This is a genomic window from Paenibacillus sp. D9, assembly GCF_001188365.1.
GTDB classification, from domain to species: Bacteria; Bacillota; Bacilli; order Paenibacillales; family Paenibacillaceae; genus Paenibacillus_O; species Paenibacillus_O humicus.
Map to the genome: position 1 here is coordinate 1,408,885 of NZ_JZEJ01000001.1, position 26,411 is coordinate 1,435,295.

The 26,411-nt window shown below is 62.1% G+C and carries 21 protein-coding genes; 2 read left to right on the forward strand and 19 right to left on the reverse strand.

Features of this window, described 5'->3' with window-relative positions:
- Window positions 1-4 precede the first annotated feature (4 nt).
- From rpe to VE23_RS06650, 17 genes are all read right to left on the reverse strand, one after another.
- Complete coding sequence (gene rpe / locus VE23_RS06570; protein ID WP_048748287.1) at window positions 5-649, reverse strand: ribulose-phosphate 3-epimerase; 645 nt, start codon at window positions 647-649, stop codon at window positions 5-7.
- A 2-nt stretch (window positions 650-651) separates the two neighbouring features.
- Window positions 652-1,599: a ribosome small subunit-dependent GTPase A gene (gene rsgA, locus VE23_RS06575; RefSeq protein WP_083436534.1), complete on the reverse strand. Its 948-nt coding sequence runs from the start codon at window positions 1,597-1,599 to the stop codon at window positions 652-654.
- Entirely contained in the window at window positions 1,583-3,799 is a 2,217-nt protein-coding gene (gene pknB, locus VE23_RS06580) for a Stk1 family PASTA domain-containing Ser/Thr kinase (RefSeq protein ID WP_049867604.1), read from the reverse strand. The genes rsgA and pknB overlap by 17 nt, the downstream gene beginning before the upstream one ends.
- A gap of 10 nt (window positions 3,800-3,809) precedes the next feature.
- Complete coding sequence (locus VE23_RS06585) at window positions 3,810-4,559, reverse strand: Stp1/IreP family PP2C-type Ser/Thr phosphatase (protein WP_373864523.1); 750 nt, start codon at window positions 4,557-4,559, stop codon at window positions 3,810-3,812.
- Between the two features lie 19 nt (window positions 4,560-4,578).
- Window positions 4,579-5,652 carry a 23S rRNA (adenine(2503)-C(2))-methyltransferase RlmN gene (gene rlmN / locus VE23_RS06590; RefSeq protein WP_021879088.1) on the reverse strand — a complete coding sequence of 358 codons (1,074 nt, stop codon included), beginning with the start codon at window positions 5,650-5,652 and terminating at the stop codon, window positions 4,579-4,581.
- 132 nt (window positions 5,653-5,784) lie between these two features.
- The gene (locus tag VE23_RS06595) at window positions 5,785-6,294 is read right to left on the reverse strand and encodes a hypothetical protein (RefSeq protein WP_157053917.1); all 510 of its coding nucleotides are present in this window, start codon (window positions 6,292-6,294) and stop codon (window positions 5,785-5,787) included.
- Window positions 6,295-6,519: 225 nt separating this feature from the next.
- Window positions 6,520-8,343, reverse strand: coding sequence for an LTA synthase family protein (locus tag VE23_RS06600; protein ID WP_049867606.1), 1,824 nt, complete (start codon window positions 8,341-8,343; stop codon window positions 6,520-6,522).
- A gap of 353 nt (window positions 8,344-8,696) precedes the next feature.
- Window positions 8,697-10,469 (reverse strand): 16S rRNA (cytosine(967)-C(5))-methyltransferase RsmB, encoded by a 1,773-nt coding sequence (rsmB, locus tag VE23_RS06605; protein WP_198156239.1) that lies wholly within the window; start codon window positions 10,467-10,469, stop codon window positions 8,697-8,699.
- Entirely contained in the window at window positions 10,466-11,434 is a 969-nt protein-coding gene (gene fmt, locus VE23_RS06610) for a methionyl-tRNA formyltransferase (RefSeq protein ID WP_049867607.1), read from the reverse strand. Before fmt ends, rsmB begins: the two co-directional genes overlap by 4 nt.
- Window positions 11,435-11,442: 8 nt before the next feature.
- A complete protein-coding gene (gene def / locus VE23_RS06615) occupies window positions 11,443-11,931 on the reverse strand; it encodes a peptide deformylase (RefSeq protein WP_049867608.1) in 489 nt (162 codons plus the stop codon).
- Between the two features lie 94 nt (window positions 11,932-12,025).
- Entirely contained in the window at window positions 12,026-14,665 is a 2,640-nt protein-coding gene (gene priA / locus VE23_RS06620; protein WP_049867609.1) for a primosomal protein N', read from the reverse strand.
- Window positions 14,662-15,882, reverse strand: coding sequence for a bifunctional phosphopantothenoylcysteine decarboxylase/phosphopantothenate--cysteine ligase CoaBC (gene coaBC, locus VE23_RS06625; RefSeq protein WP_048747189.1), 1,221 nt, complete (start codon window positions 15,880-15,882; stop codon window positions 14,662-14,664). The genes priA and coaBC overlap by 4 nt, the downstream gene beginning before the upstream one ends.
- 158 nt (window positions 15,883-16,040) lie before the next feature.
- On the reverse strand, window positions 16,041-16,244 hold the full coding sequence (gene rpoZ, locus VE23_RS06630) for a DNA-directed RNA polymerase subunit omega (protein WP_048747187.1): 204 nt from the start codon (window positions 16,242-16,244) through the stop codon (window positions 16,041-16,043).
- Between the two features lie 16 nt (window positions 16,245-16,260).
- Window positions 16,261-16,881, reverse strand: coding sequence for a guanylate kinase (gene gmk / locus VE23_RS06635; protein WP_048747185.1), 621 nt, complete (start codon window positions 16,879-16,881; stop codon window positions 16,261-16,263).
- Between the two features lie 14 nt (window positions 16,882-16,895).
- Window positions 16,896-17,156 (reverse strand): extracellular matrix/biofilm regulator RemA, encoded by a 261-nt coding sequence (gene remA, locus VE23_RS06640; RefSeq protein ID WP_006036475.1) that lies wholly within the window; start codon window positions 17,154-17,156, stop codon window positions 16,896-16,898.
- A 507-nt stretch (window positions 17,157-17,663) separates the two neighbouring features.
- Window positions 17,664-18,494 carry a diaminopimelate epimerase gene (gene dapF, locus VE23_RS06645; RefSeq protein WP_048747182.1) on the reverse strand — a complete coding sequence of 277 codons (831 nt, stop codon included), beginning with the start codon at window positions 18,492-18,494 and terminating at the stop codon, window positions 17,664-17,666.
- 427 nt (window positions 18,495-18,921) lie between these two features.
- Window positions 18,922-21,714 carry a calcium-translocating P-type ATPase, SERCA-type gene (locus VE23_RS06650; RefSeq protein ID WP_049867610.1) on the reverse strand — a complete coding sequence of 931 codons (2,793 nt, stop codon included), beginning with the start codon at window positions 21,712-21,714 and terminating at the stop codon, window positions 18,922-18,924.
- A gap of 181 nt (window positions 21,715-21,895) precedes the next feature.
- On the opposite strand from VE23_RS06650, the gene VE23_RS06655 reads away from it, so the two are divergent.
- Both VE23_RS06655 and VE23_RS06660 read left to right on the forward strand, forming a co-directional pair.
- On the forward strand, window positions 21,896-23,668 hold the full coding sequence (locus VE23_RS06655) for an Rqc2 family fibronectin-binding protein (RefSeq protein ID WP_048747200.1): 1,773 nt from the start codon (window positions 21,896-21,898) through the stop codon (window positions 23,666-23,668).
- Between the two features lie 138 nt (window positions 23,669-23,806).
- A complete protein-coding gene (locus tag VE23_RS06660; protein ID WP_048747178.1) occupies window positions 23,807-24,478 on the forward strand; it encodes a phosphatase PAP2 family protein in 672 nt (223 codons plus the stop codon).
- Window positions 24,479-24,659: 181 nt separating this feature from the next.
- On the opposite strand, the gene VE23_RS06665 is transcribed toward VE23_RS06660, so the two are convergent.
- Together VE23_RS06665 and VE23_RS06670 are read right to left on the reverse strand one after the other, a co-directional pair.
- Entirely contained in the window at window positions 24,660-25,505 is an 846-nt protein-coding gene (locus VE23_RS06665; protein ID WP_049867611.1) for a PHP domain-containing protein, read from the reverse strand.
- Complete coding sequence (locus VE23_RS06670; protein WP_049869653.1) at window positions 25,496-26,407, reverse strand: selenium metabolism-associated LysR family transcriptional regulator; 912 nt, start codon at window positions 26,405-26,407, stop codon at window positions 25,496-25,498. The genes VE23_RS06665 and VE23_RS06670 overlap by 10 nt, the downstream gene beginning before the upstream one ends.
- Window positions 26,408-26,411: the final 4 nt, after the last annotated feature.

Consider the following 26,411-nt stretch of genomic DNA (forward strand, 5'->3'; position numbering starts at 1 on the left):
GCGCCTACCGCAGCGACGCTATCGCCGCCGCCAGATCCTCCGCCCCGTATACGTAGCTGCCGGCAACGAACACATCCGCGCCCGCTTCGCGCACGAGCGGCGCTGTCGCGGCATTGATGCCTCCGTCCACCTGCACATGGACGCCGCTGCGGCCGCGGTCGTGGAGCATGCCGCGGAGCTTACGCAGCTTGTCGAGCGAGTAAGGGATGAAGGACTGGCCGCCGAAGCCCGGATTCACCGTCATGATGAGCACGAGGTCGACATCGTCAAGAACCGGCTCCAGCAGCTGCACCGGAGTGCCGGGATTGATCGCCACGCCCGCGGGCAGCCCCAGATCCTTGATCTGGTGGATGACCCGGTGCAGATGGGTGCAGGCCTCCAGGTGCACCGTAATGCGGTCCGCTCCGGCTCCGGCATAGTCTTCGATGTACTGCTGCGGCTGCTCGATCATGAGATGAACGTCGAACGGGAGCTTAGTCACATGGCGGACCGCCCCCATGATCGGGGGACCGAAGGTCAGATTGGGGACGAAGTGGCCGTCCATGATGTCCACATGGATCCAATCCGCTCCCGCCTTCTCGACGGCGGCGATTTCTTCCCCCAGCTTGGCAAAATCAGCGGATAAGATGGATGGCGCAATGATGGTCATGTTCAGTACCTCCGCTTCTTCTCTTTCATTTCTCCCAGAAACTGCACATAGCTGTCGTACCGGCTCTGTGCGACCGTTCCTTCCGCGAGCGCTGCCGTAACGGCGCAGCCCGGCTCATGGGTATGCGTGCAGCCGCGGAATTTGCAATCCGGAGACAGCTCCCGCATTTCCTTGAAGCCGTAGGACAGATCCTCGATGCCGAGCTCCTGGAAGTCGAGCTGGCTGAATCCGGGCGTATCGGCGACATAACCGTCTCCAGGCTCCGAGCCTGCCTCGACCAGCTCCACATGGCGCGTCGTATGCTTGCCGCGGCCCAGCTTGGAGCTGATCTCGTTCGTCTCCAGTTTCAGCTCCGGAACGAGCGCGTTGAGCAGGGATGATTTGCCGACGCCCGACTGCCCCGCGAACAAGGCCAGACGGCCCTTGAGCACGGCACGGATTTCTTCCAGCCCGCTGCCCTGCCTGGAGCTCGTGCCGATGACCCGGTAGCCGATCGCCCGGTATACCCGCTCCACCGTATCAATCGCTTCTCTTGCTTCCTTGGCGTCCGGGCCATCCTCGGACAAGTCCTGCTTGCTCAGGCATAACACCGCTTCGAGGCCCGAATGCTCGATATGGACCAGGAATTTGTCCAGCAGGGTCAGGCTGAGCGACGGCTCGGATACGGAAAACACGAGCACCGCCAGATCGGCATTGGCTACAGGCGGCCGGACGAGCTCCGTGCTGCGCGGAAGAATCTCCTCCACGGTGCCTTCCCCCGTCACGCTCGCGCTGTAGACGACTCGGTCGCCGACAAGCGGGGACTCTCCCCGCTTCTTGAAGATTCCGCGCGCTCTGCATTGCAGCGGCTTGCCGCTGGCGCCGTCCGGAATGACGTAATAGAAACCGCTAAGCGCCTTGACGATCAGGCCTTCGCCCGTTGTGCCGGAGTAGTCAGTCATTTCCGTCATGGTTGCCGTCCTTGTCTTTTTCCTTGTCTTTTTCCTTGTCTCTGTCCTTGCCTTTGCCCGGCTTGCCGTCCAGGTCCAACGAAGTGTTCTCTCCATCCGGAGGAGCGACTGCTCCAAGATCCGGCGTCGGGGTTGCTTCAGGCGTCGGCGTCGGGGTCGGCTCCGTTCCCGGCACGGCCATCGGTCCCGAGTCCCTGCCCGCCTTCTCGTCCTCGTAGGAACGCGAGAACGTATCGGCCAGCTGGCCGTCGCGGTAGATCTTCACGAGCGCTTCCGTATTGGGAGCCAGCACGACTTTGACGTCGAAGCTTTTGGTTTCCTTGATGCTCGTTTTTCTCGCTTCGATGTCGTTGCCCGTCGCATCGCTGTAGACGATCCGGATTTCGCTAGACTTGCCCGCCCGCGAAGGAGAGATGAGCAGGTTGAACGTATACTCCAAAGCATCCTTAGGGAAACCTCCGCTGACCGTCAGCGTAAGCTGGGTGCCTTTGGATACTTGAGAGCCCGGACTGTAAGGATCCTGCGAAAGGACGGTTCCTTCCTTCTCGTAGCTGTCCTGCTTCAGAATATTTTCGTCGCGGACTTCAAGCCCGGCATTCTGCAGCATTTTCTTGGCGTCGTCGATCGACTTGCCGAGCAGATCCGGCATCGGCACCGTTTCCTGGCCCTTGCTGACGGTGAGCGTCACCGTCGCCGTTGCGGGGTCGAGCTCCGTATCGGGCGGCGGATTCTGGCTGATGACCGTTCCCGGTTCAGCCGATGCGTCGAACACTTCGGTCTGCTTGATCTGTCCGGATTCCAGACCTAGATCCTGGAGGGCCGCGACGACGTCCTGGACCTTCTGGCCGACATAGCTGTCCAGCTTCTTCAGCTCCGGCCCGTCGCTGACCGACAGCTGGACGCGGGAGCCTTTCTTCACCCGCATATTGGACTTGGACTGGGCAAAGACCTGGTCCTTCGGAATATCCGCCTTGTAGGCGCGGATGGAAGGCTCGGCGATCATAAGCCCCGCGTCCTCCAGCATCGTGCGGGCCTGCTGCTCGGTCTGTCCGACTACATAAGGCACCTCGACCTCCGCTACGTCAAGGGATCCCGATACGACGCGGAATACGCCGTATACGGCTCCGATGACGGCGAGCGTGATCAGGATGATGACGAGAGGCTTGACCCAGCCTCTGCGGCGGGCAGGCTCCTCCTCTTCTTCCTCCTCCTCGGCGGGAGCCATGCGCGCGGTATCCTTCGCCGCCGCACCCTGCCCGCTAGCCGGATATTGGAAGGAAGGCTTGCCTTCGTTCCCGAGCATGCCGGGACGTATCGCCGGCATGACCCTGGTTTCGTCCATGTCGCCGGCCGCAAACGTAATCTTGGGCTCCCCGATCCTGTCCGGCCTCAAGGACGTCTCCAGATCCTCCAGCATCTCGCCTGCCGTCCGGTATCGTTCGGATGGATTTTTGCGTGTCGCTTTGATGATGATGTTCTCCACGCTTTGCGGAATGAGCGGATTCACCGACTTTGGATCCTCAAGCGGTTCCTGCAGATGCTTGAGCGCTACGCTGATCGGGCTTTCGCCGAGGAACGGAAGCCTGCCCGTCACCATTTGATAGAGCACGATGCCGAGCGAGTAGATATCCGATTTTTCTCCCGTGCTGACGCCCTTGGCATGCTCCGGCGAGAAATAATGCACGGACCCGAGCACCGAGCCCGTCTGGGTGATCGTCGAGGACGTCACCGCGCGGGCGATGCCGAAATCCGTCACCTTGACGCGCCCGTTGCGGCCGATCAGAATATTGTGCGGCTTGATATCCCGATGGATGATATGGTTCTGATGCGCGTGGTCCAGAGCGTCCGCGATCTGGGAAGCGATCCGTACAGCCTCGTCCGCCTGAAGCGGCGCCCGCTCCTGAATGATTTCATTAAGATTATGGCCTTCGACATATTCCATGACGATGTAATGGACGTCCTCTTCCTGCCCCACGTCATAGATGCTGACGACGTTGGGATGGGACAGGGCGGCGGCGGATTGCGCCTCGCGGCGGAAGCGCCGGATGAATTCCTCGTCATGGACATATTGGGAACGGAGCACTTTCACCGCGACGTTGCGGCTGAGCAGCACGTCGTGGGCTTTGTATACAAGCGCCATGCCTCCCCCGCCTATGCGGGACAGGATTTCATAGCGTCCACCTAATTCTCTGCCGATCATGCGCTTACGCTCACTCCTCTCCGTCCGTGCCGGAGCCGGATTGCAGCAGCACTACCGTAATATTGTCGTCCCCGCCCGCTGCCAGCGCCTGCTGGATCAGAGACTCGGCCTTTTCCTCCAGGGAGGATCCTTCGGCGGATACGGTCGAGCGGATGTCCTCGTCGCTAACCATTCCGCTCAGGCCGTCGCTGCACAGCAGCAGAATATCTCCTGCCGCCCAAGGCAGCGCCTGAAGCTCCAGCTCCGTCTCGGAATCCGTGCCCAGCGCGCGGGTCAGCACGTTGCGGCGGGGATGATGAGCCGCCTCCTCGTAGCTGATCTGCCCGGAGCGGACAAGCTCGTTGACGAGCGTATGATCCTCGGTCAGCAGCGTGATGCCGCCTTCCGAGATGCGATAAGCCCTGCTGTCGCCGATATGGCCGACGATCAGCCGCTGCTCCTCGACAAACAGGGCCGCGACGACTGTCGTGCCCATGTTGTGGTACTGCTCGTTGCGCGAAGCCATATCGAATACGACCTCGTTGGCTTTGCGGATCGCCCGGCGCAGAAGCTCGCGGGCTTCCTCCTCGGTCATGCCGGCGGCCGCGGATTCCACTTCTTCGCGGAAGGCGTCGACGGCAAGCTGGCTAGCCACGTCTCCGGCCTGATGGCCGCCCATGCCGTCGGCCACGATGGCGACGGTCAAGCCTCCGTCCGTCAAGCCCGCCCAGGAGCGGTCTTCGTTGGCCATCCGGATCCGGCCGATGTCACTGCGGTTCACTGTTATCAATCCCGTCACCTCACTGCGTAAGTTCCATATGCTTGGCGCGAAGCTGGCCGCAGGCTGCCGCGATGTCGTGGCCCTGCTCGCGGCGGATCGTCGCGTTGATGCCGTTCTTCTCCAGAATTCTCTGGAATTCGAAAATATCCTCCCGCGGCGTGCGCACATACTTGCGCTCCGGCACATGGTTGACCGGAATCAGGTTGACGTGGCAGAGCATGCCCTTGAGCACCTCGGCAAGCTCCTGCGCATGCTCCGGCCGGTCGTTGGTGCCGCCGATCAGGGCATACTCGAAAGTAATCCTGCGGCCCGTCTTGGCGATATAGTTCCGGCAGGCGTCGATGACCTCCTGGAATGGATAGCGGCGGTTGACCGGCATCAGCTTGGAGCGCAGCTCATCGTTCGGCGCATGGATCGAGATCGCCAGATTGATCTGCGTGTTCTCGTCCGTGAACTTGTACATGCTCGGCACGATGCCGCTCGTGGATACCGTAATGTGGCGCTGCCCGATGTTGAGCCCCTTCTCGTGAATCATCGTGCGCAGGAAGCCCATCGTCGCCTCATAGTTCTCGAACGGCTCGCCGGAGCCCATGATGACGATGCTGGAGACGCGCTCTCCGGTCGGGTCAAGCATCTGCTGGGCCTTGACGACCTGCGCGATGATCTCGCCGGCGGTCAGATTGCGCTTGAGTCCGCCCAGTGTGGAGGCGCAGAACGTGCAGCCAATGCGGCAGCCGACCTGGGTCGTCACGCAGACGCTGTTGCCGTAGTTGTGGCGCATGATGACGGTCTCGATGGCATGATTGTCATGGAGCCCGAACAGGAATTTGACCGTTCCGTCCTTCGATTCGAAGCGGGTGATCTCGGTGAGCGTGACGAACTGGAACGATTCCGCCAGCTTGTCCCGGAGCTCCTTGGGCAGGTTGGTCATCTCCTCGAACGAGGTGACGCGCTTCACGTACAGCCAGTCGAACAGCTGGCCCGCGCGGAAGGCGGGCTGGCCCTGTTCCTTCATCCATCCCTGGAGCTGATCAAGAGAATAATCATATATAAAAGGTGTTTCCACAATGTAAGGCTGATCAAATGCTTTCATTTCGTTGCTTCACTCATTTCATTATCATTCAATCCGTCATCCGGCTGCCGGAATCCGTTGCCGCAGGACGCTCGTCGCTCTAGTTTACCACAAACGTCCCTCGCAAGACCACAGCCTGCCGGCACGCGCTCGTCAAGGCTGGATGACAACGACTAGCGGACTTCCCGCCGATTCGGTCCCGACGATCGGCTCCTCCATGCGGGTGATGCCGCTCAAGCCGGTAAAGTCAAGATCCGTCCGGGATAAGGATACGTCTGCCAGGACACGGCTTCCTTTGGCGAATACGAGCCTGTGCATCCCTTCATGGCACATCGTGCACGTATCGGGAAGCATCCGCAGGAGCATGTAGCCCGGATAAGTACTGGCGTTCGTCCATTCAGCCCCGACGACCTCCTCCATCTGTTCCCAGGTCGTATAAGGGGGAACGACGGCCATCCGATCCCAGTCGAAATCCGTGAGTTCCGACAGCCTGACCTGCCCTCCTTGTCCGAGCGTCTCCAGCAGCCGCGCCCGGAACAATTCTCCGGCACCGCCGGGTACCCGATGTCCATAGTAGCCGTTTATGTCCGCCAGCAGCGCCAGGAGCAATGCGGCCGCCGCAATCGGCACCGCCTGCCGCAGCCGTTTTTTCCGCATCTTCACCCTTCAGTCGCCCCCATCGTCATCTCTTTCTCGCACAGGGATAGACGAGCATGAGGCGGCAATGGTTTCCTATTGGTCCTCTGGCGAGGACGGAAGCCACGCTTGCTCCTCCCGTTCGGGAAATTGCGATGCGTGCGGAATCACAGATTCCGCCCCAGCTAAATAGAAAGCCGGCGCATAGAGCGCCGGCTCGGAGGCTTCCGGCTTCGAAAAGCCGGCCTTAAATTAGTCGAACATGCTTTCCTTGGCGTATCCCTTGCCCTCCAGAAGGTCGTACTGGATCATCTTGTAGTCGTCGAGCAGCGCCTGCTGCTCCGCCGTCGGCTCCCCGACCTTGCCTTCCGGTCCCAGCAGAACCTTCTTGTTCAAACCCGGCATGGCCGTCTTGACCTCATGAAGAAGCTTGTAGTAGGCTGGCAGCTTCTGGCCTGCGAAGGAGAAGATTTCGGGTCCGATGAAAGAAGGGCTCAATGTGCCGAGCGGCTTGCTGCCCACCTCGTAGTTGGAAAGCACGAGCAGCGGCGTTTCGTGGCGCAGCCTTTCGTCCGTCCAGCCTGCGTCGTCATACACTTTGGCGGGAAGGCCGGGCAGATGATCTCCCCACAGGATGACGACCGTAGGCCGGCCAAGCTGCTGGATGGCCGAGGACAAGTACGAAAGGGCTCCGTCCGTATGCTTGATTCCTTCGGCGTACGTCTCCACCTGATCCGTATATTCAGAAGCGACGCCAGCCGCGCGGACCGTGTTCATGCCGTGGATGGTCTTGTTCGTATACGGGAAGTGGTTCTGCATGGTAACGAGATGAAGGAATGCCGGCTTGCCGGTCTTCTCTTGCTCCTTCAGCTCTCTCACCGCTTCCTTCATCGCGGCCATGTCGGAGACATAGCTGCGGGAGGACAGGTACTCCCGGTTCGGCATTTCCTTGGAGCTGGTGAATTTCTCGAAGCCGAGCATCGGATAGACGGTGTTTCGGCTGTAGAAGGTTTTATCAAAAGGATGGAGCGCCAGCGCCGCATATCCGCGCTGCTTCAAAATGCTTACGATCGAGGGCAGGTCCGTCTGCTTGGTCAGATTTTGCTGGAACGGCACGGAGCCGTCATTCAGAAAATAGTTGGTGAGGCCGGTCAGCGCCTCGAATTCGACATTCGCCGTGCTGCCTCCGAATTCGGGCGAAAGCACGTAGCCGGACGGCTTCGTCTTGCTCGCTTCATGCAGGAACGGCAGCGGATCCTCGCTCAGCTTGTAGTCCGTCACCCGGGTCAGATCGAAGAAAGCCTCGTTCATCACGAACACGATGTTGGGCGCCTCGGCCGGCGAGGCGGCCGGCTCCGCATCGGGAATGGACGCGTATTTGGCGGCGATCGCCTCGACGGCTTCCTTGCTGTAGCCGTCGGGCTCGGCCATCATGCTCCCCGTCAGGTTGGAAGCGAATGCGATGACAAAGCCGTTGTACTGGTAGTTCTGCTTCTGGTCCCAAAAAATATCCTCGTAGCTGATCTTGTTCAGAAGCGTGCTGTCCTTGCTCTCCATGATATGGACGAAGAAGAAAATGCCCGTGATGGAGCACACGGCGAATACGACGCGCAGCACGAGCGGAAAACGCAGCTTCGGAAGCTTGAACACGAGGAAGCCGAAGCTGCCCACGACGACGAGCGTGAGCACGATGACAAGCGGCGAGAACATTCCCCGGGTCATGGACGCCATTTCGCCGGCGTTTTTCAGCTGCAGCAGATCCCAGGGGAACAGCGGCTCTCCCGTCGCTTTCATTTTCTGATAGACGGCTGTGCCCGTAAGGGCGGTAACCGCGGCCACAAGCGCCGTGCCTCCGTACACATTGCGGACGATGGATGCCGCAGCCAGGAGGAGGAAGAAGAAAATGAAGCTCCCCATGAAAAACAGCGGGTACTGGCCGGCAATCCACTGTCTCACCGCACCGTAATCCATCCCCATCGACGCCGTCTGCATGCCCGCGTTCAGCAGCATGGCGACGAGATAAAGCGCCAGCATGGTCAAAACGATTTTTCGCGTAGGCTTGATCCAACTTCGCAAGTCCATCTACTCCCTGTCCGGTATTCTCCCATGTTCCCTTTACTATATTTTAATATACTAGAAAAGAGATGCCAACCTCGGCACCATGGATTTCGGGAAAGGGAGGCCGGAAGGCTTAGCGGAGGTCCGAATTTCGGGACTTCCGGAGGTCCGGCTCTGTTGCAGCCGCCAGGCTTCAAAACGCCGCCATTCTAAAGAAGACGGCTGCTAGATGGAAAGCAATAGAGCTGTCTGTCTTGCGGGTGTGCTTTTTAGTCGTTCGGCAATCAAGGACTACCCGATCTTCCAAGCGAAAAACCCGTATCCCAGCGATGGGATACGGGTTTTTTGGTTCTTGGAGTGCTTGAAGTTCTTCAGGTTTTCTCGGTTATTCCGCTTTTTTTAGTCAGCCTGGCGATATAGAAGCCGTCGCTGCCGAAATGCTGGGGCAGCAGCTGCAGGGAGCCGTCAAAGCGACCTTCCTCCGCCCCGGCGACGCCGGCAGCCCGCAGCGGCTCCAGCACCTTCTCCGGCCAGCCGCCGGGATCCAGCGCATATTCGGGATGGCGTCCCAGGAAGGAGGCGACCTGTCCGCCGTTCTCCGAATGCTCGATCGTGCAGGTGCTGTACAGCAGCACTCCTCCCGGCTTGACCAGGCCGGCCGCCGCTTCGAGCAGGCGGGTCTGAAGCGCGGCGATATCCTTGATGTCGCCCTCGGACTTCGTCCATTTGATTTCCGGCTTGCGGCGGATGACGCCGAGACCGGAACAAGGCGCATCCAGCAGGACAAGATCGAACGACTCCGCCGGATACAGCCGGCCGAGCTCCGCGGCGTCCCCGGTAACGGGATGCACGGCCCGGAGGCCGAGCCGCTTGGCGTTGTCCTCGATCAGCGCCAGCTTATGGGCATGCAGGTCGTTCGAGACGACCTCGCCGCGATCGCCCATCAGCTCCGCCAGATGCGTCGACTTGCCGCCCGGCGCGGCGCAGCAGTCCAGGACGCGGCTGCCGGGCCGGGGATTCGCCGCAGCGGCGACAAGCATCGAGCTCTCGTCCTGTATGCTCCATAATCCTTTGGCATAGCCGTCGGTCATCGCCAGATTGCCGCCGCGATCCACGACAATTCCGGAATCCGGAAGAGCCGATGCCGGACGGGCGCTGAGTCCCGCTTCCTCCAGCAGGCGCAGCGCCTCGTCCCGGGTCGTCCGCAGCGGATTGAGACGCAGGCTGCCGTGCGGCGCCTCGTTGCCCGAAGCCATGACCGCTTCAGCAGCCTCCTCGCCGAGAGCGGATATCCAGCGCTCGGCCAGCCACTGCGGATACGAATGCCGCAGCGACAAGCGGCTCGACGCGTCGGCTACGGCAGCGAAGGTTTCGGCCTTCAGCCGTGGCAGCTGCCGCACGGCGCTGCGAAGCACGCCGTTCACCATTCCGGAGATGCCGGAGTGGCCCCGGCGGCGGCCGATGTTGACGGCCTCGTTCACAGCCGCATGAGCGGGTACCCGGTCCAGATAGACGAGCTGGTACAGGCTCATCCGCAGCAGGGACAGCACCCACGGCTCCAGCTTGTTGAGCCCCTTGGGAATGAAGCCCGCCAGCCAGTGGTCAAGCGTAAGCCTGCGCTGCAGCGTGCCGTATACAAGCTCGGTCGCAAGGCCGGAATCGGCGCGCGACAAACCGGAATCCAGCAGCGCGCGGTTGAGCTGCAAATTGCTGTAGGCTCCATCCCGCTCGACGCGGATGAGAGCGTCGAGCGCGAGCTCGCGCGCGCTGCGCGGCTGCCTGGAGGCTGCGCTGCCGCGGCTTTGCTGTCCTTGACCGGCAGCCTGGCGCTCTTTGCCTTTGCCGGCGGCAGGCTTGGCGCCGGGGCCGGCTTGTCCCGCCGCATTCCGTGCGGAATCAAGACCCTGATGCCTGCGCTGGCCACCCGGGGCCTGCTCCTTCCCCTTTGCCGGCTTCAGCGATGCCCGGCCGCCGCCATTGGCGCCGCTGCCATTTTTGGCGCTGCTGCCGACTTTGGCGCTGCCGACGCCTTTGGCGCCTCTGGCATTGCCTACACCTTTGGCATTGCCGCCGCCTGCGGCGCGAGGGCCGCGGGAACCGGAGCTGCCGGCTTGTCCGCCCGGCCCCGGCGTAAGGGCGCTCACAGGCCGCCTCCGCCGGCTTCGACGCCGAAGACGGCGCCGCGCTGCAGCCGGGAGCCTTTCAGCCACTCGGCGGCGGCCATCGCGCGCTTGCCTGCGGGCTGAATCTCCGTCAGCAGCAGCCGGCCGCGGCCGCATTGCACGACGATGCCTTCTTCGCCGGCATCAACGACTTCTCCGGGGATTCCGCTGCCGTCTTCACGCTCGACCCGGCAGGCTCGGACCTTGAACGGCTCGCCGCCGAGCAGCGTGAAGCCGCCCGCCATCGGCGAGAGGCCGCGCACCTGGTTGAACAGCTCGCGCGCGCCGCGGCTCCAGTCCAGACGCTCGTCGTCGCGGCTCAGATTGGGCGCGCACGTCGCCTCGCTGTCATCCTGAGGCGTGCGGGGTGCCGTGCCGTCCAGAAGCTGCGGCAATGTATCCGCCAGCAGCCGCGCTCCGGCGCCGCTGAGCTTGGCGAACATCGTCCCGGAATCGTCCGCATCCGTGATCGGCACGACGACGCGGCTGATCATGTCGCCGGTGTCGAGGCCTTCCGCCATATGCATGATCGTCACTCCGGTCTCCGTCTCGCCGTTCATGATGGAGCGCTGGATCGGAGCGCCGCCCCGATACTTCGGCAGCAGCGAGCCGTGGACGTTGATGCAGCCCAGACGGGGCATTTCCAGCACCGCAACCGGCAGAATCTGCCCGAAGGCCGCCGTCACGATCAGCTCGGGTGCGAGCAGCTTCAGCTCCTCCACCGCTTCCGGCCGGCGCATCCGCTCCGGTTGAAGCACGGGCAGGCCATGCTCCAAAGCGGCGGCTTTGACCGGGGGAGGGGTGAGCTCCCGCTTGCGGCCCTTCGGGCGGTCCGGCTGAGTCACGACGCCGACCACCTCGCAGCCGAGGCTGCGGGCTTCAGGCCCGAGCAGCCACAGCAGCGACGGAACCGCGAAGTCGGGCGTACCCATGAAAACAATGCGCATCGGCTTCCTCACTCCCCGTCTTCGCGGCGGTCGCGGGCGGACCCGTCGTACAGCTCTTCCGCCAGGTCGATGAACAGAATGCCGTTCAGATGGTCGACCTCATGCTGGAACGCGCGCGCCAGGAAGCCTTCCGCCTCCACCTCGAAGTATTCGCCGTCGCGGTTCTGGCCGCGCACCTTCACCTTTTCGGCGCGGCGCACATCCCCGTTGAGGTTGGCGATGCTGAGGCAGCCTTCCGGTCCGAACTGCTCTCCCGAGCGCTCCAGAATTTCCGGATTGACCATCTCGATCAGGCCGTTCTCGTCGCCGACGTCGACGACGATGACGCGCTTGGAAATGCCGACCTGGGGAGCGGCCAAGCCGACGCCTTCCGCGTCGTACATCGTTTCCGCCATATCCTTCAGCAGCTTGTGGAGATTGGAGTTGAACTTCGTGACTTCCTTGGCGACTTCGCGCAGGACGGAGTCGGGATTTTGAACGATAAGCCGAATGGCCATGATGGATGCACCTTCCTTGATTGCTTCGTAGTAGTAGACGCCTGAGGCCGGATATAGAAGGATATGTCGGGACAACAGGCGTTGAGGCCAATTTCTATAAAATCATTTGGGGATCGACGTCGACGCTGAACAGCACGCCGGAGCGCGCCGCCTCCGCTTCGGTGCGGGTTATCGCTTCCTTGACGAGCATGGAAGCGTCGACCGCTCCCCTGTATTTGATCATGCACTGGAATCGGTATTTGTCCTTCATCCGCGATATCGGGGACGCGACAGGGCCGAGCAGGTCGAACGCCCGCTCCCCGCCGCTCTGCAGCGGCGCCAGCACGCCTCTCTCGGCGGCAAGAGCCCGCAGCTTGCTTGCAAAGCGGTCGCTTACCGAGGAGAGGGTGGCGAGCTGCTCATGGGACATCGTGACGAGAATCAGCCTGCAGAAAGGCGGGTAGCCCATCATGCGGCGATGCTTCATCTCCTCCTCCACGAAGCCGCCGTAATCATGGTGCTGAGCGGTCGTGACGGCGTAATGGCCGGGGTTGTACGTCTGGATGACGACCTCCCCCGGCAGATGATGGCGTCCGGCGCGGCCCGCGACCTGCGTCAGCAGCTGGAACGTCCGCTCCCCCGCCCGAAAATCGGGCAGGTTGAGCGACGTATCCGCCGCGATGACGCCGACAAGGGTCACGTAAGGGAAATCAAGCCCTTTGGCGACCATCTGGGTGCCGAGCAGCACATCCGCCTTGCGTTCGCCGAAGAGCGTCAGCCATTTCTCATGGGCGTTCTTCTCCGTCGTCGTGTCGACGTCCATCCGGATGACCCGGATGCCGGGAAACAGCTTCGCCAGCTCCTCCTCCACCTTCTGCGTGCCCGCTCCGAAATAGCGGATCTGCTCGCTGGAGCAGGACGGGCATGTCCGGGGCGCAAGCTCCGCATGGCCGCAGTAATGGCAGCGCATCGCTCGTGTCTTCTGATGGTAGGTGAGCGAGATGTCGCAGTGCGGGCACACGGCCGTGTACCCGCAGGAGCGGCAGATGACGAAGGTGGAATAACCCCGCCGGTTGAGCAGAAGGACGGATTGCTCTCCCCGTTCGAGCCGGGCTTGCAGCCCTTCGTGAAGATCGCGGCTAAACATGGAGCGGTTGCCGCTCTTCAGCTCGTCCCGCATATCGACAATCTTGACGGGCGGAAGCGGCCGCGCCCCTACCCGTTCGTTGAGCTCCAGCAAAGCCCCGTTGCCGCCCGCGCCTCCGCGGACGGCTGCCGCGTAACTCTCGAGCGACGGCGTCGCCGAGCCGAGCACGACGACGGCGCCTTGCTGCCGCGCGCGGCGCACGGCGACCTCGCGGGCATGATACTTCGGCGTTTCTTCCTGCTTGTAGCTGGACTCATGCTCCTCGTCGATAATGATCAGGCCGAGATTGCCGAACGGCGCGAATACGGCGGAGCGCGCTCCGATGGCCACCTTGGCGCCGCCGCGGCGGATCCGCCGCCATTCGTCGTAGCGCTCTCCGTTCGAGAGGCGGCTGTGCAGGACGGCGACTTCGTCTCCGAAGCGTCCCTTGAACCGCTCCACCATCTGAGGCGTCAAGGAAATCTCCGGCACGAGGACGATCGCCTCCATGCCGAGCTCGAGAGCCCGCTGGATGGACTGCATGTAGATTTCGGTCTTGCCGCTTCCCGTCACTCCATGCAGCAGGAACGTCGCCGGCTCGGGAGCTTCAACCGCCGCCTTCAGCCGCACGAACACTTCCCGCTGCGCATCCGTCAGCGGCAGCGGCTCGCTGCGCCGGAACTCGCGGCCGGCGTAAGGATCCCGCTGCTGCTCCGCTTCGCGGATCGCAATCAGGCCTTTGGCCTCGAGCGCCTTGGCGGAGGAGGCGCTGGCGCCCGTCTCCGACAGCATCGCCTGCAGCGTGACCGGCTCGCTCAGTTCAAGAACATATTCCAGCAGCTCCCGCTGCCGGGCAGCCTGCTTCGACATCGCGGACAGCGCCGCCTCCGCGGCGGCCCGATCCTCGGGCGGATACACCGTCAGCTGCTTGCGGACGGCGAGCCGGTCCCGAATCGAGGTCTCTTCGGCCAGCCATCCCGAAGCGAGCGCCCGCTTGATCGCCGCTCCGGCTTCCGGGTAACGCTGCGCGACGAGCTCCAGACGCATGCCGCCGGAGCGCTGCAGCTCTTGAACCAGAGCCGGAGGCAGCTGCTCCAGAGGCAGCTGCTGCTGGGCGACCGCTGCCGGGCTCATGCCCTTGCCATCGTCCTCGCCCCGGCCGGCCGAAACGATTCCCGCGGCGAAGGAATGACTCTCCTCCCGTCCGGCAGCCGATCCGACGTTCCCGGACGGCTCCGCGCGCAGGAGATCGGCTATCCCGGCTCCGTCTTCCGCAAGGCGGATGTACCGTTCGGCCTTGCCTTTGATCGCGGCCGGAATCATCGCCTGCAGCGCGGCCGTCCAAGTGCAGCAGTACTTCCCGCTCATCCATTGGGCGAGCTCGACCAGATCGGGAAGGAGCGGCGGCAGCGGATCCAGCAGCTCGGCGATCGGCTTGAGCTTCCCGGCGCTGTCGGCCGGAGCTTCGGCCGAAAGGCTGACGACGAAGCCTTGCACGGTCCGTCCGCCGAAGGGAACGCCGACACGGCTGCCCGGCTCGATCCACTCCTCCATGGCGGGCGGCACCTCATAGCTGAAGGGCCGGTCCGTCTGACGGCTCGGCACATCGACGATGACGCCGGCGATCATGATATCGGTCCCTTCGGCCCCTTCGAGCCGATCCGCTCCGCGACTAGGCGCAGCAGCCGTTCGCCGGCATCGCGCTTGCTCATCACGGGCAGCGATTCGACCAGGCCGTCCCGGTCGAAGATCCGGACCGCATTGGTGTCGCCGTTGAAGCCCGCCCCTTCCATCGAGACGTCGTTGCCTACGATGAGATCGCAGTTCTTGCGTCGCAGCTTGTCCATCGCATGCTCGTCCAGACGCTCCGTCTCGGCGGCGAAGCCGACGAGGAACTGGCCTTTTTTGCGCTCTCCCAGAGCGGCCAGAATATCGGCCGTCTTCTCCAGCTCAAGGACGAGCGTGCCGCCCGTCTTCTTCAGCTTGGAGGCATGCCGCACGACGGGCCGGTAGTCGGCGACCGCCGCTGCCTTGACCACGATGTCGGCGTCGTCGAATACGCTGTTCGCCGCCTCCAGCATCTCCTGCGCGGATTCTACGCGCATGATCTTCATGCCCCCGGGGAGCGGCTGCGACACGCGGCCGGCGATCAGCGTCACCTGAGCGCCCATGTCGCGGGCGGCTTCCGCGATGGCAAAGCCCATTTTGCCCGAGGAATCATTCGTCAGGTAACGCACGGGATCAAAGCGCTCGACCGTGCCTCCCGCCGTCACGACAACCTTCCTTCCTTCCAGCAGCTTGCCCGCAGCGAAAAACCGCTCGACCGCCAGCACGATCTCCTCCGGCTCGGCCAAGCGGCCCTTGGCCACGTAGCCGCAAGCGAGCTGGCCGGTTCCGGGATCGATGAAGCGGACTCCCCGGCTGCCGAGCAGCTCCATATTCGCCACCGTTGCCGGATGCTCGTACATATGAACATTCATCGCCGGAGCCGCGATGACCGGAGACGTCGCGGCGAGCAGCGTCGCGCCGAGCATGTCGTCGGCCAGTCCGGCCGCCAGCTTCGCCAGCGTGTTGGCCGTAGCCGGCGCGAGCAGGATAAGGTCGGCCTTGTCCGCCAGCTCGATATGGGACACGACAGAGGGATCGCGCTCGTCGAAGGTGTCCAGATATACAGGGTGGCGGGACAGCGTCTGCAGCGTCAGCGGCGCAACGAACTTGGCCGCCGATTCCGTCATGATGACATGCACCTCGGCACCCGCCTGGACCAGCTTGCTGCATAAAGCGGCGCCTTTGTAGGCCGCAATGCCTCCCGTTATGCCAAGAACGATTCTTTTTCCCTGAAGCATGGGGTGTTCTCCTCCCTCATCGGCAATACCCGCCGGCACCGGCCGCTCCGCCGGGTTTGCTTCCGCTAAAAAAATAACAACCGCAGAGGGTTGTTAAGCGTACCGCTATGCTGCTATCTTTCATGCGCCTTCCGCAGCCGGGCTGCGGCCGGCATGTCCTAGTCTTCGTTCCGCTGCTCCACTTGCACGAGATCGTGGTAGATCTCCTCGAGGGCGACGCCTACCTGCTTATGGGATTTCTGTCCGCGCAGCTCGGTCTTCTCTCCGTCCCTCAGGGCACGCGCGCGTCTCGATGCCGCGACGACCAGGGAATACTTGCTGTCGACCTTCTTCATCATTTCGTCAATGGATGGATACAACATGGCTAATCACTCCGTTTCAGGCTTTTTCGGATGCAGTCTGCATATCGTGGGCGAGCCCCGCCAAATAACGTTCCTTGCGGCAATGCTCGGCGGTGACGATGCTCTGGATCCGGTGGCAGGCCGCGTCGATCTCGTCGTTGACGACGGCATAGTCGTAATAGCGGAGCAGGTTGATCTCCTCGGCGGCGACGGACATCCGGGAGTCGATAACTTCCTGGGTTTCCGTGCCGCGTCCGGTGATGCGCTGCTTCAGAATCTCAAGCGAAGGCGGCATCAGAAAAATAAAGACGCCCTCGGGAAACGTTTCCTTGACCTTGAGCGCTCCCTGGACTTCGATCTCTAGAATGATATCCTTGCCGCTGTTGATGGTGCTCTCCACGAAATCGCGGGGAGTGCCGTAATAATTGCCGACGTATTCCGCATGCTCCAGCATGGCTCCGCGAGCCATCATGTCCTGGAACTGCTCCCTCGTCTTGAAGAAGTAATTGATGCCGTCCGTCTCTCCCTGTCTCGGGCTGCGGGTCGTCGCCGACACCGAGTAGACCAGCTCCGGCATCTTGTGGCGGAGCACGGAGCATACCGTGCCCTTGCCGACGCCGGAAGGTCCGGACAATACGATTAATAATCCCTTATTCATAATACTCCCCGCTATTATTCGTCGTGATCGTCATCCTTCGCGGACAACCGGTGCGCGACCGTCTCCGGCTGCACGGCCGACAAAATGACATGGTCGCTGTCCGTAATGATAACCGCCCGCGTGCGCCTGCCGTACGTGGCGTCGATAAGCATGTGGCGATCCCGCGCTTCCTGAATGATTCTCTTGATCGGCGCCGATTCCGGACTTACGATCGAAATGATCCGGTTAGCCGATACGATGTTGCCGAAGCCGATATTGATGAGCTTGATAGCCATGTCAGGTTCTCCCTCCGGACAGATTGGAACAGATCGGCGGTCTTCCAAGAAGGTCCGCCATCTGGCAATGGGCAGAACCATTGCAACTAGTGTTGACACAAAAAACACGGCGCAAACGTTCCGTCCGCCGTTCCGGCGGCCGTCCCAAGCGTCATCCCGTTTCGCACCCGGGCATAAGCCCAGGCGGACAGTCGTGTACCTATTCTAATCGATATTCGCCAAACGAACAAGGTTCAAAGCGATTTCGGGAGAAAAATAGAATCCGGGGCGTAATTTGCGCTTGAAACGCCCTTCCTGGCTTGCCGGCGATCTTCCCCCGGGAGCCCGCGCTTCGATGAAGCCTGCCCTTTTCCCGTCCGCCGGCTAAGCGGCCCGAAGCCGCCTGTTCGCGGCGAAGAGATGTCGCAGGACGGCCGGCGCATCAACTCCGCTGCACGGGCGCCTTCATCCGGATAAAGCAAAAATCCGCCCACGCGGGCGGATCTCCTCAAGAGCCCGGACAGCTCCCTACACGGTTCCGCGGAATGCTTCCGCCGCCGGTCCGGTCATGTACACATGATTGTCTTCCTCGTTCCATTCGATCAGTAAATCCCCGCCCTTGAGCGATACCGTCGCCTTGCGGTCGGTCAGCCCGTTGAGCACGGAGGAGACGACGGTCGCGCATGCTCCCGTGCCGCATGCCAGCGTCGGACCCGCGCCGCGCTCCCATACGCGCATGTCCGCCTGGCTGCGGGAGTTGACGGTCACGAACTCAACGTTCGTCTTGCGCGGGAAGAGCGGATGCGTCTCCAGCTTGGGGCCCCAGGCGGCAAGATCGAATCCGGCCGCGTCGTCGACATAGATGACCGCGTGGGGGTTGCCCATCGAGACGGCCGTGAACCGGAACTCCCGTCCGTCCACTTCGACCGGATGCCCGATGACCCGGTCGGCATCGACCGTCGTCGGAACCTGCAGCCCCTGCAGGATCGGCTCGCCCATGTCGACGCGGATGTAAGCCGCCTTGCCGTCTTGCGCGGTGATCTCGACCTGCTGCACGCCGGCTCCGAGCGTTTCGATCGTCAGCCGTTCCTTGTCCGTATGGCCGTTGTCGAAGACATACTTGGCTACGCAGCGGATCGCGTTGCCGCACTGCTCCGCCTCGGACCCGTCGGAATTGATGATGCGCATGCGGAAGTCCGCCCTATCGGAAGGCAGGATATAGACGAGCCCGTCGGCTCCGATGCCGAAGAAACGGTTGCACAGGGAGACCGCAAGCTCGTCCACCCCGGCCGGAAGGTCTTTTTCTCCGAATACGACGATAAAATCATTGCCTAGACCGTGCATTTTGGTGAATTCCACGATAGATGCTCTCCTTTTGATATGCCGAAGCATTGATGGCCTGTTGGTCGCCGCCGCTGCGGGCGGCCGTCGTTATTAGGATAGCGCATCAAGCCGGGCAAGGCTATTCCCGATTGCGTCTAAGATTTGTACTTTTTCCCCGCGCCTCCCCGTCGGCCGCGGCGAAAGCAGCCGGAGACCGGCAGCTCCCGCCGGCCGGCTTCGTCCTCTCTGCCGAACGCAAGGGCATTGATTTCATGAATGGCGCCGATGTCCGGCGGCATCTCCGTTCTTATTCTCCATCTGTAAGGCCTCCTGGAATGCTTCCTTGCTTTCTCTACTATAATTCTCTGACTTGAGGGGTAAAACGCGGCAAAGCCCCCCGGCTGGACGCCGGGGGGCTTTGCTTCGCAGGCAACAACGTCTGACGCGGCGCTCCGGAATCCACTCAGCGGGCGCTTGTCTGTCCGCCCGTATAGGAGATGCGGGCTTTCGGCTTGCGCCGCTTGGACGATCCAAGCACGCTGCCCACTCCCATCAGGAACGTCGGGATGCCGCCGGCCACGAAGACGAGGCACCATTCGCGGAATCCGATCGGAACCGTCTTGAAGATCGGCTGCAGGGCGGGAACGTACACGACGGCCAGCATGAGGCCCAGCGAAGAAAGGACCGACAGGACCAGATACTTGTTCTGCAGCATGTTGCGGTGGAAGATCGACCGGGAGCTGCGGCAATCGAACACATGGATCAGCTGCGCCATGACGAGCGTGACAAAGGCGACGGTCTGGGCCAGCACAAGGCCGTCCGCGTTTTGCGGAGCCGTCTTCAAGGTGATCCAGAACGCCCCCAGCGTGCAGAAGCCGATCAGCACGCCGCGGCTGACGATCTTCCATCCGAGGCGGCGGGCAAAAATATTTTCCTTGGCTGACCTGGGCTTCTGCGTCATGAGGTCGCTCTCGGCCTGATCGACGCCGAGCGCCATCGCCGGCAGCCCGTCGGTCACAAGGTTGACCCACAGAATCTGGATCGGCAGCAGCGGCAGCGGCAATCCGGCCATCATCGCCAGGAACATCGTCAGGATCTCCCCGACATTGGACGCCAGCAAATAACGGATGAACTTGCGGATATTCTCGTAAATGCCCCTGCCTTCCTCGATCGCGGCCACGATGCTCGAGAAGTTGTCGTCTCCGAGCACGAGCGAGGAAGCTTCCTTGGACACATCCGTGCCGGTAATGCCCATGGCGATGCCGATATCCGCCGCCTTGATGGCCGGCGCGTCGTTGACGCCGTCTCCCGTCATGGCGACGACATGCCCCTTGCGCTGAAGCGACTTGACGATGCGCAGCTTATGCTCGGGCGAAACACGGGCATAGACGTAGATGTTGTCGACAACCTTATCCAGCTCGTCGTCGGACATGCCGGCAAGCTCCCGTCCGCTGATCGACAGGCCGCCGCGCGGCATGATGCCGAGCTGGGCGGCGATCGCCTCGGCGGTCAGCTGGTGGTCGCCCGTAATCATGACGGTCTTGATGCCGGCGCGGCGGCATGTCGCGATGGCGCCCTGGACTTCACGGCGCGGCGGATCGATCATGCCGGTAAGGCCGGCGAAAACGAGCTGGCTCTCCGTGTCTTCGGCGCTCTCGCATTTGTCATGCGGACGAAGATCCCGGTAAGCGAGTCCGAGCACCCGCAGCGCGGACTGGGCCATGCCCTCCTGCGCCTGCTGCACCTTCTGCCGGAGCGTGCCGGTGAACGGCACAACCTTGCCTTCCCACAGAATATACGAGCAGCGCTCCAGGAGCATGTCCGGCGCTCCCTTCACGCAGGCGATCCGTCCGCCTTGATGCGACACGATCACGGACATGCGCTTGCGCTCCGAGTCGAACGGGAATTCCCGCTCCCGCTTGTACAGGCCGCCGAGCGAGCTTTGGCTGAGTCCCATCTTGGCCGCCAGCACGACGAGCGCGCCTTCCGTCGGGTCGCCTTTGAGCGACCATTCTTCCTTCGGCTCCGTCTGGCCCCCTTTGCTTTTGCGCTCCGCACCTTCCTCGGCCCGGATCAGCTCCGCATTGTTGCACAGCGCCGCGACCTGCAGCATGCGCCGCAGCGAAGCGTCGTCCTTGGCCTCTATCTGCTGGCCGTCCGCGTAGCAGCCTCCGGCGGGCTCATATCCTTCGCCGGTGACCTCGAACTGGCGGCTTCCGCTCCAGATGCGGGTGACCGTCATTTTGTTCTGCGTCAGCGTGCCGGTCTTATCCGAGCAGATGACGGAGGCGCAGCCCAGCGTTTCGACCGACGGCAGCTTGCGCACAATCGCCTTGCGCTTGATCATCCGCTGGACGCCCAGTGCGAGCGCCACCGTAACGATTGCCGGCAGCCCTTCCGGAATGGCCGCCACCGCCAGGCTGACGCCCGCGAGGAACATTCCGTAGGCAGGCTGGCCGTGCAGGATGCCGGCCACGACGACCATGACCGTCAGGAAAAGCGCGACGACGATGAGGATTTTGCCCAGCTGCTCCAGCCTTCGCTGCAAAGGCGTCTCCATCTCGTCCGTCTGCTGGATGAGATCCGCGATCTTGCCCATCTCCGTATTCATTCCTGTTCTCACGACGATGCCGGTGCCGGTGCCTCCGGTCAGCATCGTGCCCATGAAGCCCATATTCCGCATGTCCCCGAGCGGCAGCTCTTCCTCGGCGATCGCGTGGCAATGCTTGCTTACCGGCACGGATTCCCCGGTGAGCGCCGATTCCTCGGCCTGGCAGCTGTTGGCGGTCAGGAAGCGCAGGTCGGCCGGAACGCGGTCGCCGCTTTTCAGCAGCACGATATCGCCCGGCACGAGCTCGCTGGCCGGGACCGCATCCGATTTGCCTCCGCGCAGAACATGGGCGATCGGAGCGGACAGCTCCTTGAGGGCGCGCAGCGACCGCTCCGCTCTGAACTCCTGCACGAATCCGAGAATCGAGTTGATGACAATGATGGCGATGATCGTAATCGCGTCGAGATATTCCCCCAGCAGACCCGAAATCAGCGTCGCCCCGATCAGGACGAGCACCATAAAATCCTTGAACTGGTTCAAAAACAGCTTCACCGGCGACAGCTTCTCTCCTTCGGACAGCTCGTTGCGGCCATGCTCGGCCAGCCGCTTGGCAGCCTCCTCCGCCGATAAACCGTTGTCCGGAGAGCTGCCGAGCTGGCTGAGCAGCTGTTCCTCCGCCAGCTGGTGCCACTTCCTATTCTCCATTCGACTCTTCTCCCTCCCGCAGATGGCACGATAATGCTGCGGGCAGCACCCGCAAGGCTCTAGGACACTATATGAGGACAATCCCCGAAATATCCCTTGTCCTTGTCGTTATGGTAGAATAAGACGGCAATACAACCTGCGCCGCATGGACGACAAGGCGCGCACGAAAGGATCGACCCTCATGGCATTGGACGGTATCGTAACCCGCGCCGCCGTAAGCGAGCTCCAGCAGCTCGTCGGCGGACGCATTCATAAAATCCATCAACCGACCGCGCACGATCTCGTTGTTCAGACACGCGGAGCAGGCGGGGGGCGCAAGCTTCTGATTTCGGCCAACCCGACTTATCCGAGAATCCACTTCACGGAACGCAGCTACCAGAATCCGATGGAGCCGCCGATGTTCTGCATGCTGCTTCGCAAATACTGCGAAGGCGGCCAGATCGAAGCGGTCCGCCAGATCGGCATGGAGCGCGTCATCGAGCTGGACATCCGCCAGCGCGACGAGCTTGGCGACCTGACGCTGAAGACGATCATCATCGAGCTCATGGGCCGCCACAGCAACATCATTCTGGTCGACACCGCGACGAGAACGATCCACGACGGAATCCATCACGTGACGCCGGCGATCAGCAGCTACCGCATTGTCATGCCGGGCACGGCGTATACGGCTCCGCCCGACCAGCACAAGACCGACCCGCTCCATTTGACGGAGGAAAATGATTTCGCCCGCATTCTGGGCGAGGCGGCTGGCAGCGAAGCCGATCTGGAGCAGCCCGGCAAGCCGCTCGACAAGCTGCTCGTGGCGGCGCTTAGCGGCTTCAGTCCCTTGCTGGCGCGAGAGCTGGCCTACCGCGCCGGCTCCGTCGACGCCGGCGACGGCTCGGAGCTGCATCGGCTGTGGACCGTCTTTTCCTCCTTCATGGAGTCGGTGCGCAGCGGCCGCTACGCTCCCAACATTGTGGAGACGCCGGCCGGCAAAAGCTATTTCTCCATTATCGAGCTGACGCATCTGAAAGGAGAGCGCCGCGGCTTCGAGAGCATAAGCCAATGCCTGGAAGCCTTCTATGGGGAAAAGGCCAGCCGCGACACCGTCAAGCAGCGGGTGTCGGACATGATCCGCTTCCTCCAGAACGAGAAAGCCAAAAACGTCAAGAAAGTGGACAAGCTGAACGAGACGCTGGAAGAAGCGAAGGGCGCCGACAAATACCGCATTCTCGGAGAGCTGCTGACGACGTATATGCATGCCTTCTCCAAAGGCGACCGTTCCGTGGAGCTGGAAAACTACTATGACGAGAATGCGGCTAGCGTCACGATCGAGCTGGATCCGCAGCTATCCCCTTCGGACAATGCCCAGCGGTACTTCCGGCGTTATACAAAGTTCCGCAACAGCACCGAAGCGGTGAAGGAGCAGATGGCGCTCGCCGGCACCGAAATCGCCTATCTCGACTCCCTGCTGCAGCAGCTGGACACCGCTTCTCTGGAGGACATCGAGGAAATTCGCGAGGAGCTCGTAGCGGAAGGCTACCTGCGCGCGCGCGGGAAGCGGGGAGCCAAGCGCAAGAAGGCCGCAAGGCCCGCCCTGCTCTGCTACACGTCATCCGAAGGCATCGCCATCTATGTAGGGAAAAACAATACGCAGAACGAATATTTGACCAACCGGCTCGCCTCTCAAGGCGACACTTGGCTGCATACGAAGGATATTCCCGGCTCGCATGTCGTCATCCGCTCTGCCGAGTTTGGGAATGCTACGCTCGAGGAGGCCGCGATGCTGGCCGCCCATTACAGCCAGGCCCGCAGCTCCAGCATGGTTCCGGTCGACTACACGCTGATCCGCCATGTGCACAAGCCGAGCGGCTCCAAGCCGGGATTCGTCATCTACGACCGGCAGAAAACGCTCTTCATCACCCCGGATGAAGCCCGCCTGCAGGAGCTTCCATCCGCAGTCAAAGCTTGATGCGTCCGGGCAATTGCCGCTAAAGCCGCTCTGAAATCGTCTATCCTGAAAAATGGATCCTGCCTGCCTTCGAATCTCATGCCGGGATCCTGGATAAGAAACTGGCTCCAGCCATCTTTCAAAGGGGAAAGAAAACCTATGCGCTTTTTGACAGCAGTGTTGATCCGTCCCCTTGTGAGCTCGCTGCTTCTCCTCTGCTTGTTCGCAGCATGGGCTATGCTGATCGGAAGGCGGCATACCGCCGTCTTTGACGAGCGGGTGTCCGATGCCGTGCAGGGAGTCGCCTCCGATGCCGTGACCGCCGTCATGAAGGGATTTACGACAGCAGGCTCCGGTCCCTGGGTTACAGGGATTGTGCTTGTGATCGTCGCTGCCTTGCTCCTCGTCGGCTATCGCAGGGAGCTGATCTTTTTTGCCGGCGTCATCGTCGGTTCCAGCCTGCTGAACGTGCTGCTCAAGCTTATTTTCCACCGCGCCAGGCCGGATGTGCATCGAATCATCGACGCGGCGGGCTACAGCTTTCCGAGCGGCCATTCCATGGCTGCCTTCACGCTTTACGGCGTGACGATCTATTTCCTTTGGAAGCATCTTGCTCGCTCTTGGATGAAGGCCGCCGCCGTGTCGGCGGGAATCGTCATGATCCTCATGATCGGAATCAGCCGGATCTATCTGGGCGTTCACTATCCGAGCGACGTACTGGGAGGCTATCTGATCAGTGCAGCCTGGCTGACGGCAAGCATCGGATGGTATGAACGCTATCTGGAGGAAAGATGGAGATCGAGGAAGTTCCGCTCCGTCGGCCGAGGCTGAAAGCATGTTGCGGAAGGCGGCAGGCACGAGGCTAAGCTCGCCGAATCAATAAAAAACGAAAAAGGCCGGCGCTGACTTGCAGCGCCGGCTTTTTTCTAGGCAAAGGTGCCTTCCTTTATCCACATCCACATTCCGTCTGCTCTCTGCCGGCCTCTCGCGGAACTCGCCGGCCGCATCCGATTCAGCGCTTCAAGCGCTCCAGGAGCGTCCTTGCATCCACGGTACGGCTTCCCACGTCGCCATGGTGCATCTCCCCGCCGCGGCTGCCGTGGTAGTCGGAGCCGCCGGTTGCAAGAAGGCCGTGCCTCTCGGCAAGACGCAAGTACTTGCGTTCCTCCTCCGGCGTATGGTCGGAGTGAAAGGCTTCGATTCCGGCCAGGCCCCCGGCTGCGGCAAGCCTCTCTACTTCAGCGTCGTCGCGGTACAGGCCGGGATGGGCCAGCACCGCAACTCCTCCGGCCTCGGCGATCCAGCGAATGCCCTCCTCGGGCGTCAGGCGCGGAATCTCCACATAAGCAGGAGCTCCTTCCGCAAGATAAAGCTCGAATGCTTCGCGTAATGTGGATACGACGCCGGCCTTCACCAGAGCGGCGGCGAAATGCGGACGTCCCACGCTCGCCGGAACGCCGCGGTCTCCCTGCGCCGCGGCATCCAGCACTTGGCGCAGCGTCAATTCGATGCCCAGCTGTCCAAGACGCTGCAGCAGCAGCTCGTTGCGCCGTTCGCGGACCTTCCCTTGCGAGGAGAGGCGCTCGATCCAGAGCGGATCGCTGGGATCCGGGCCGTATCCGAGCACATGGATGTCCTTGCCGTTCCGAGCCGTGCTCAGCTCCACGCCCGGAATGACGATGACGCCGGAGCGCTCTCCTTGAAGCTTCGCCTCCTGTATCCCGTCCATCGTGTCATGATCCGTCACAGCTATCGCGTCCAAACCACGCGCCGCCGCCCTGGCAACGAGCTCGGCCGGCGAATCCATCCCGTCCGACGCCGTCGTATGCGTATGCAGATCTCCGCGTATTACAGCCATTGGGCAAGATCCCTGCCTCTCAGGAAGCTGAGGAACGACACGGCCGGTTTCGGCAGCAGCGCCGACTTCAAATAGATCGAATAGAACTCCCGGTTGAAATCGGCGTCCGTAATGGCCACTGTCTCCAGCAGGCCGAGCGCCAGCTCGTGCTTGATGGAGGAAGCGGAGATGAAGCTCATGCCGACTCCCGCCTCCACGGCCGACTTGACCGCGCCGGTGCTGCCCAGCTCCATGACGATGTTCAGGTCCTCGGCATCGATGGATTTCATCGCCAGCTGGTCCTCCATGACCTGCCTCGTGCCCGAACCTTGCTCGCGCAGGACGAGCGGGTACTTGATGGCTTCTGCAAGGGTGACTTCGCCCCGTCCCGACAGCGGATGGCCGGGACCGACGATCAGCTGCAGCTCGTCGCTCAGCACCGGCTCGGTATGCACGTCCGGATGGCTGACCGGGGCTTCGAGCAAGCCGAAGTCGAGCTGATGGTTCAGGATGTGCTCGAGAATCTGGGTCGTGTTCATGATCTTCATGCGGATGGAAATATCCGGATGCTCCTTGTTGAACGGTCCAAGCAGCCGCGGCAGGATGTACTCGCCGATCGTCAGGCTCGAGCCGAGCTGAAGACGTCCCTTGAGGCCCTTCGCGTAACGCGCCATGGCCGCATCGGCATCCCGGATCAGGTCCATGCTCCGCTTGGCATAGGGCAGCAGGACGCTCCCCGCGTCCGTCAGCTCGATTCTCTTCGTGGACCGGAGCAGCAGCTTCGTGCCGAGCTGGTCCTCCAGAGACTGGACCTGCATCGTTACGGCCGGCTGAGTCATATGGAGCGCCTGCGCTGCCGCGGAAAAGCTGCCTTTTTCAGCGACCGTATAAAAAATATGCAGCTGATGGAAGTTGATGGCCACCTTA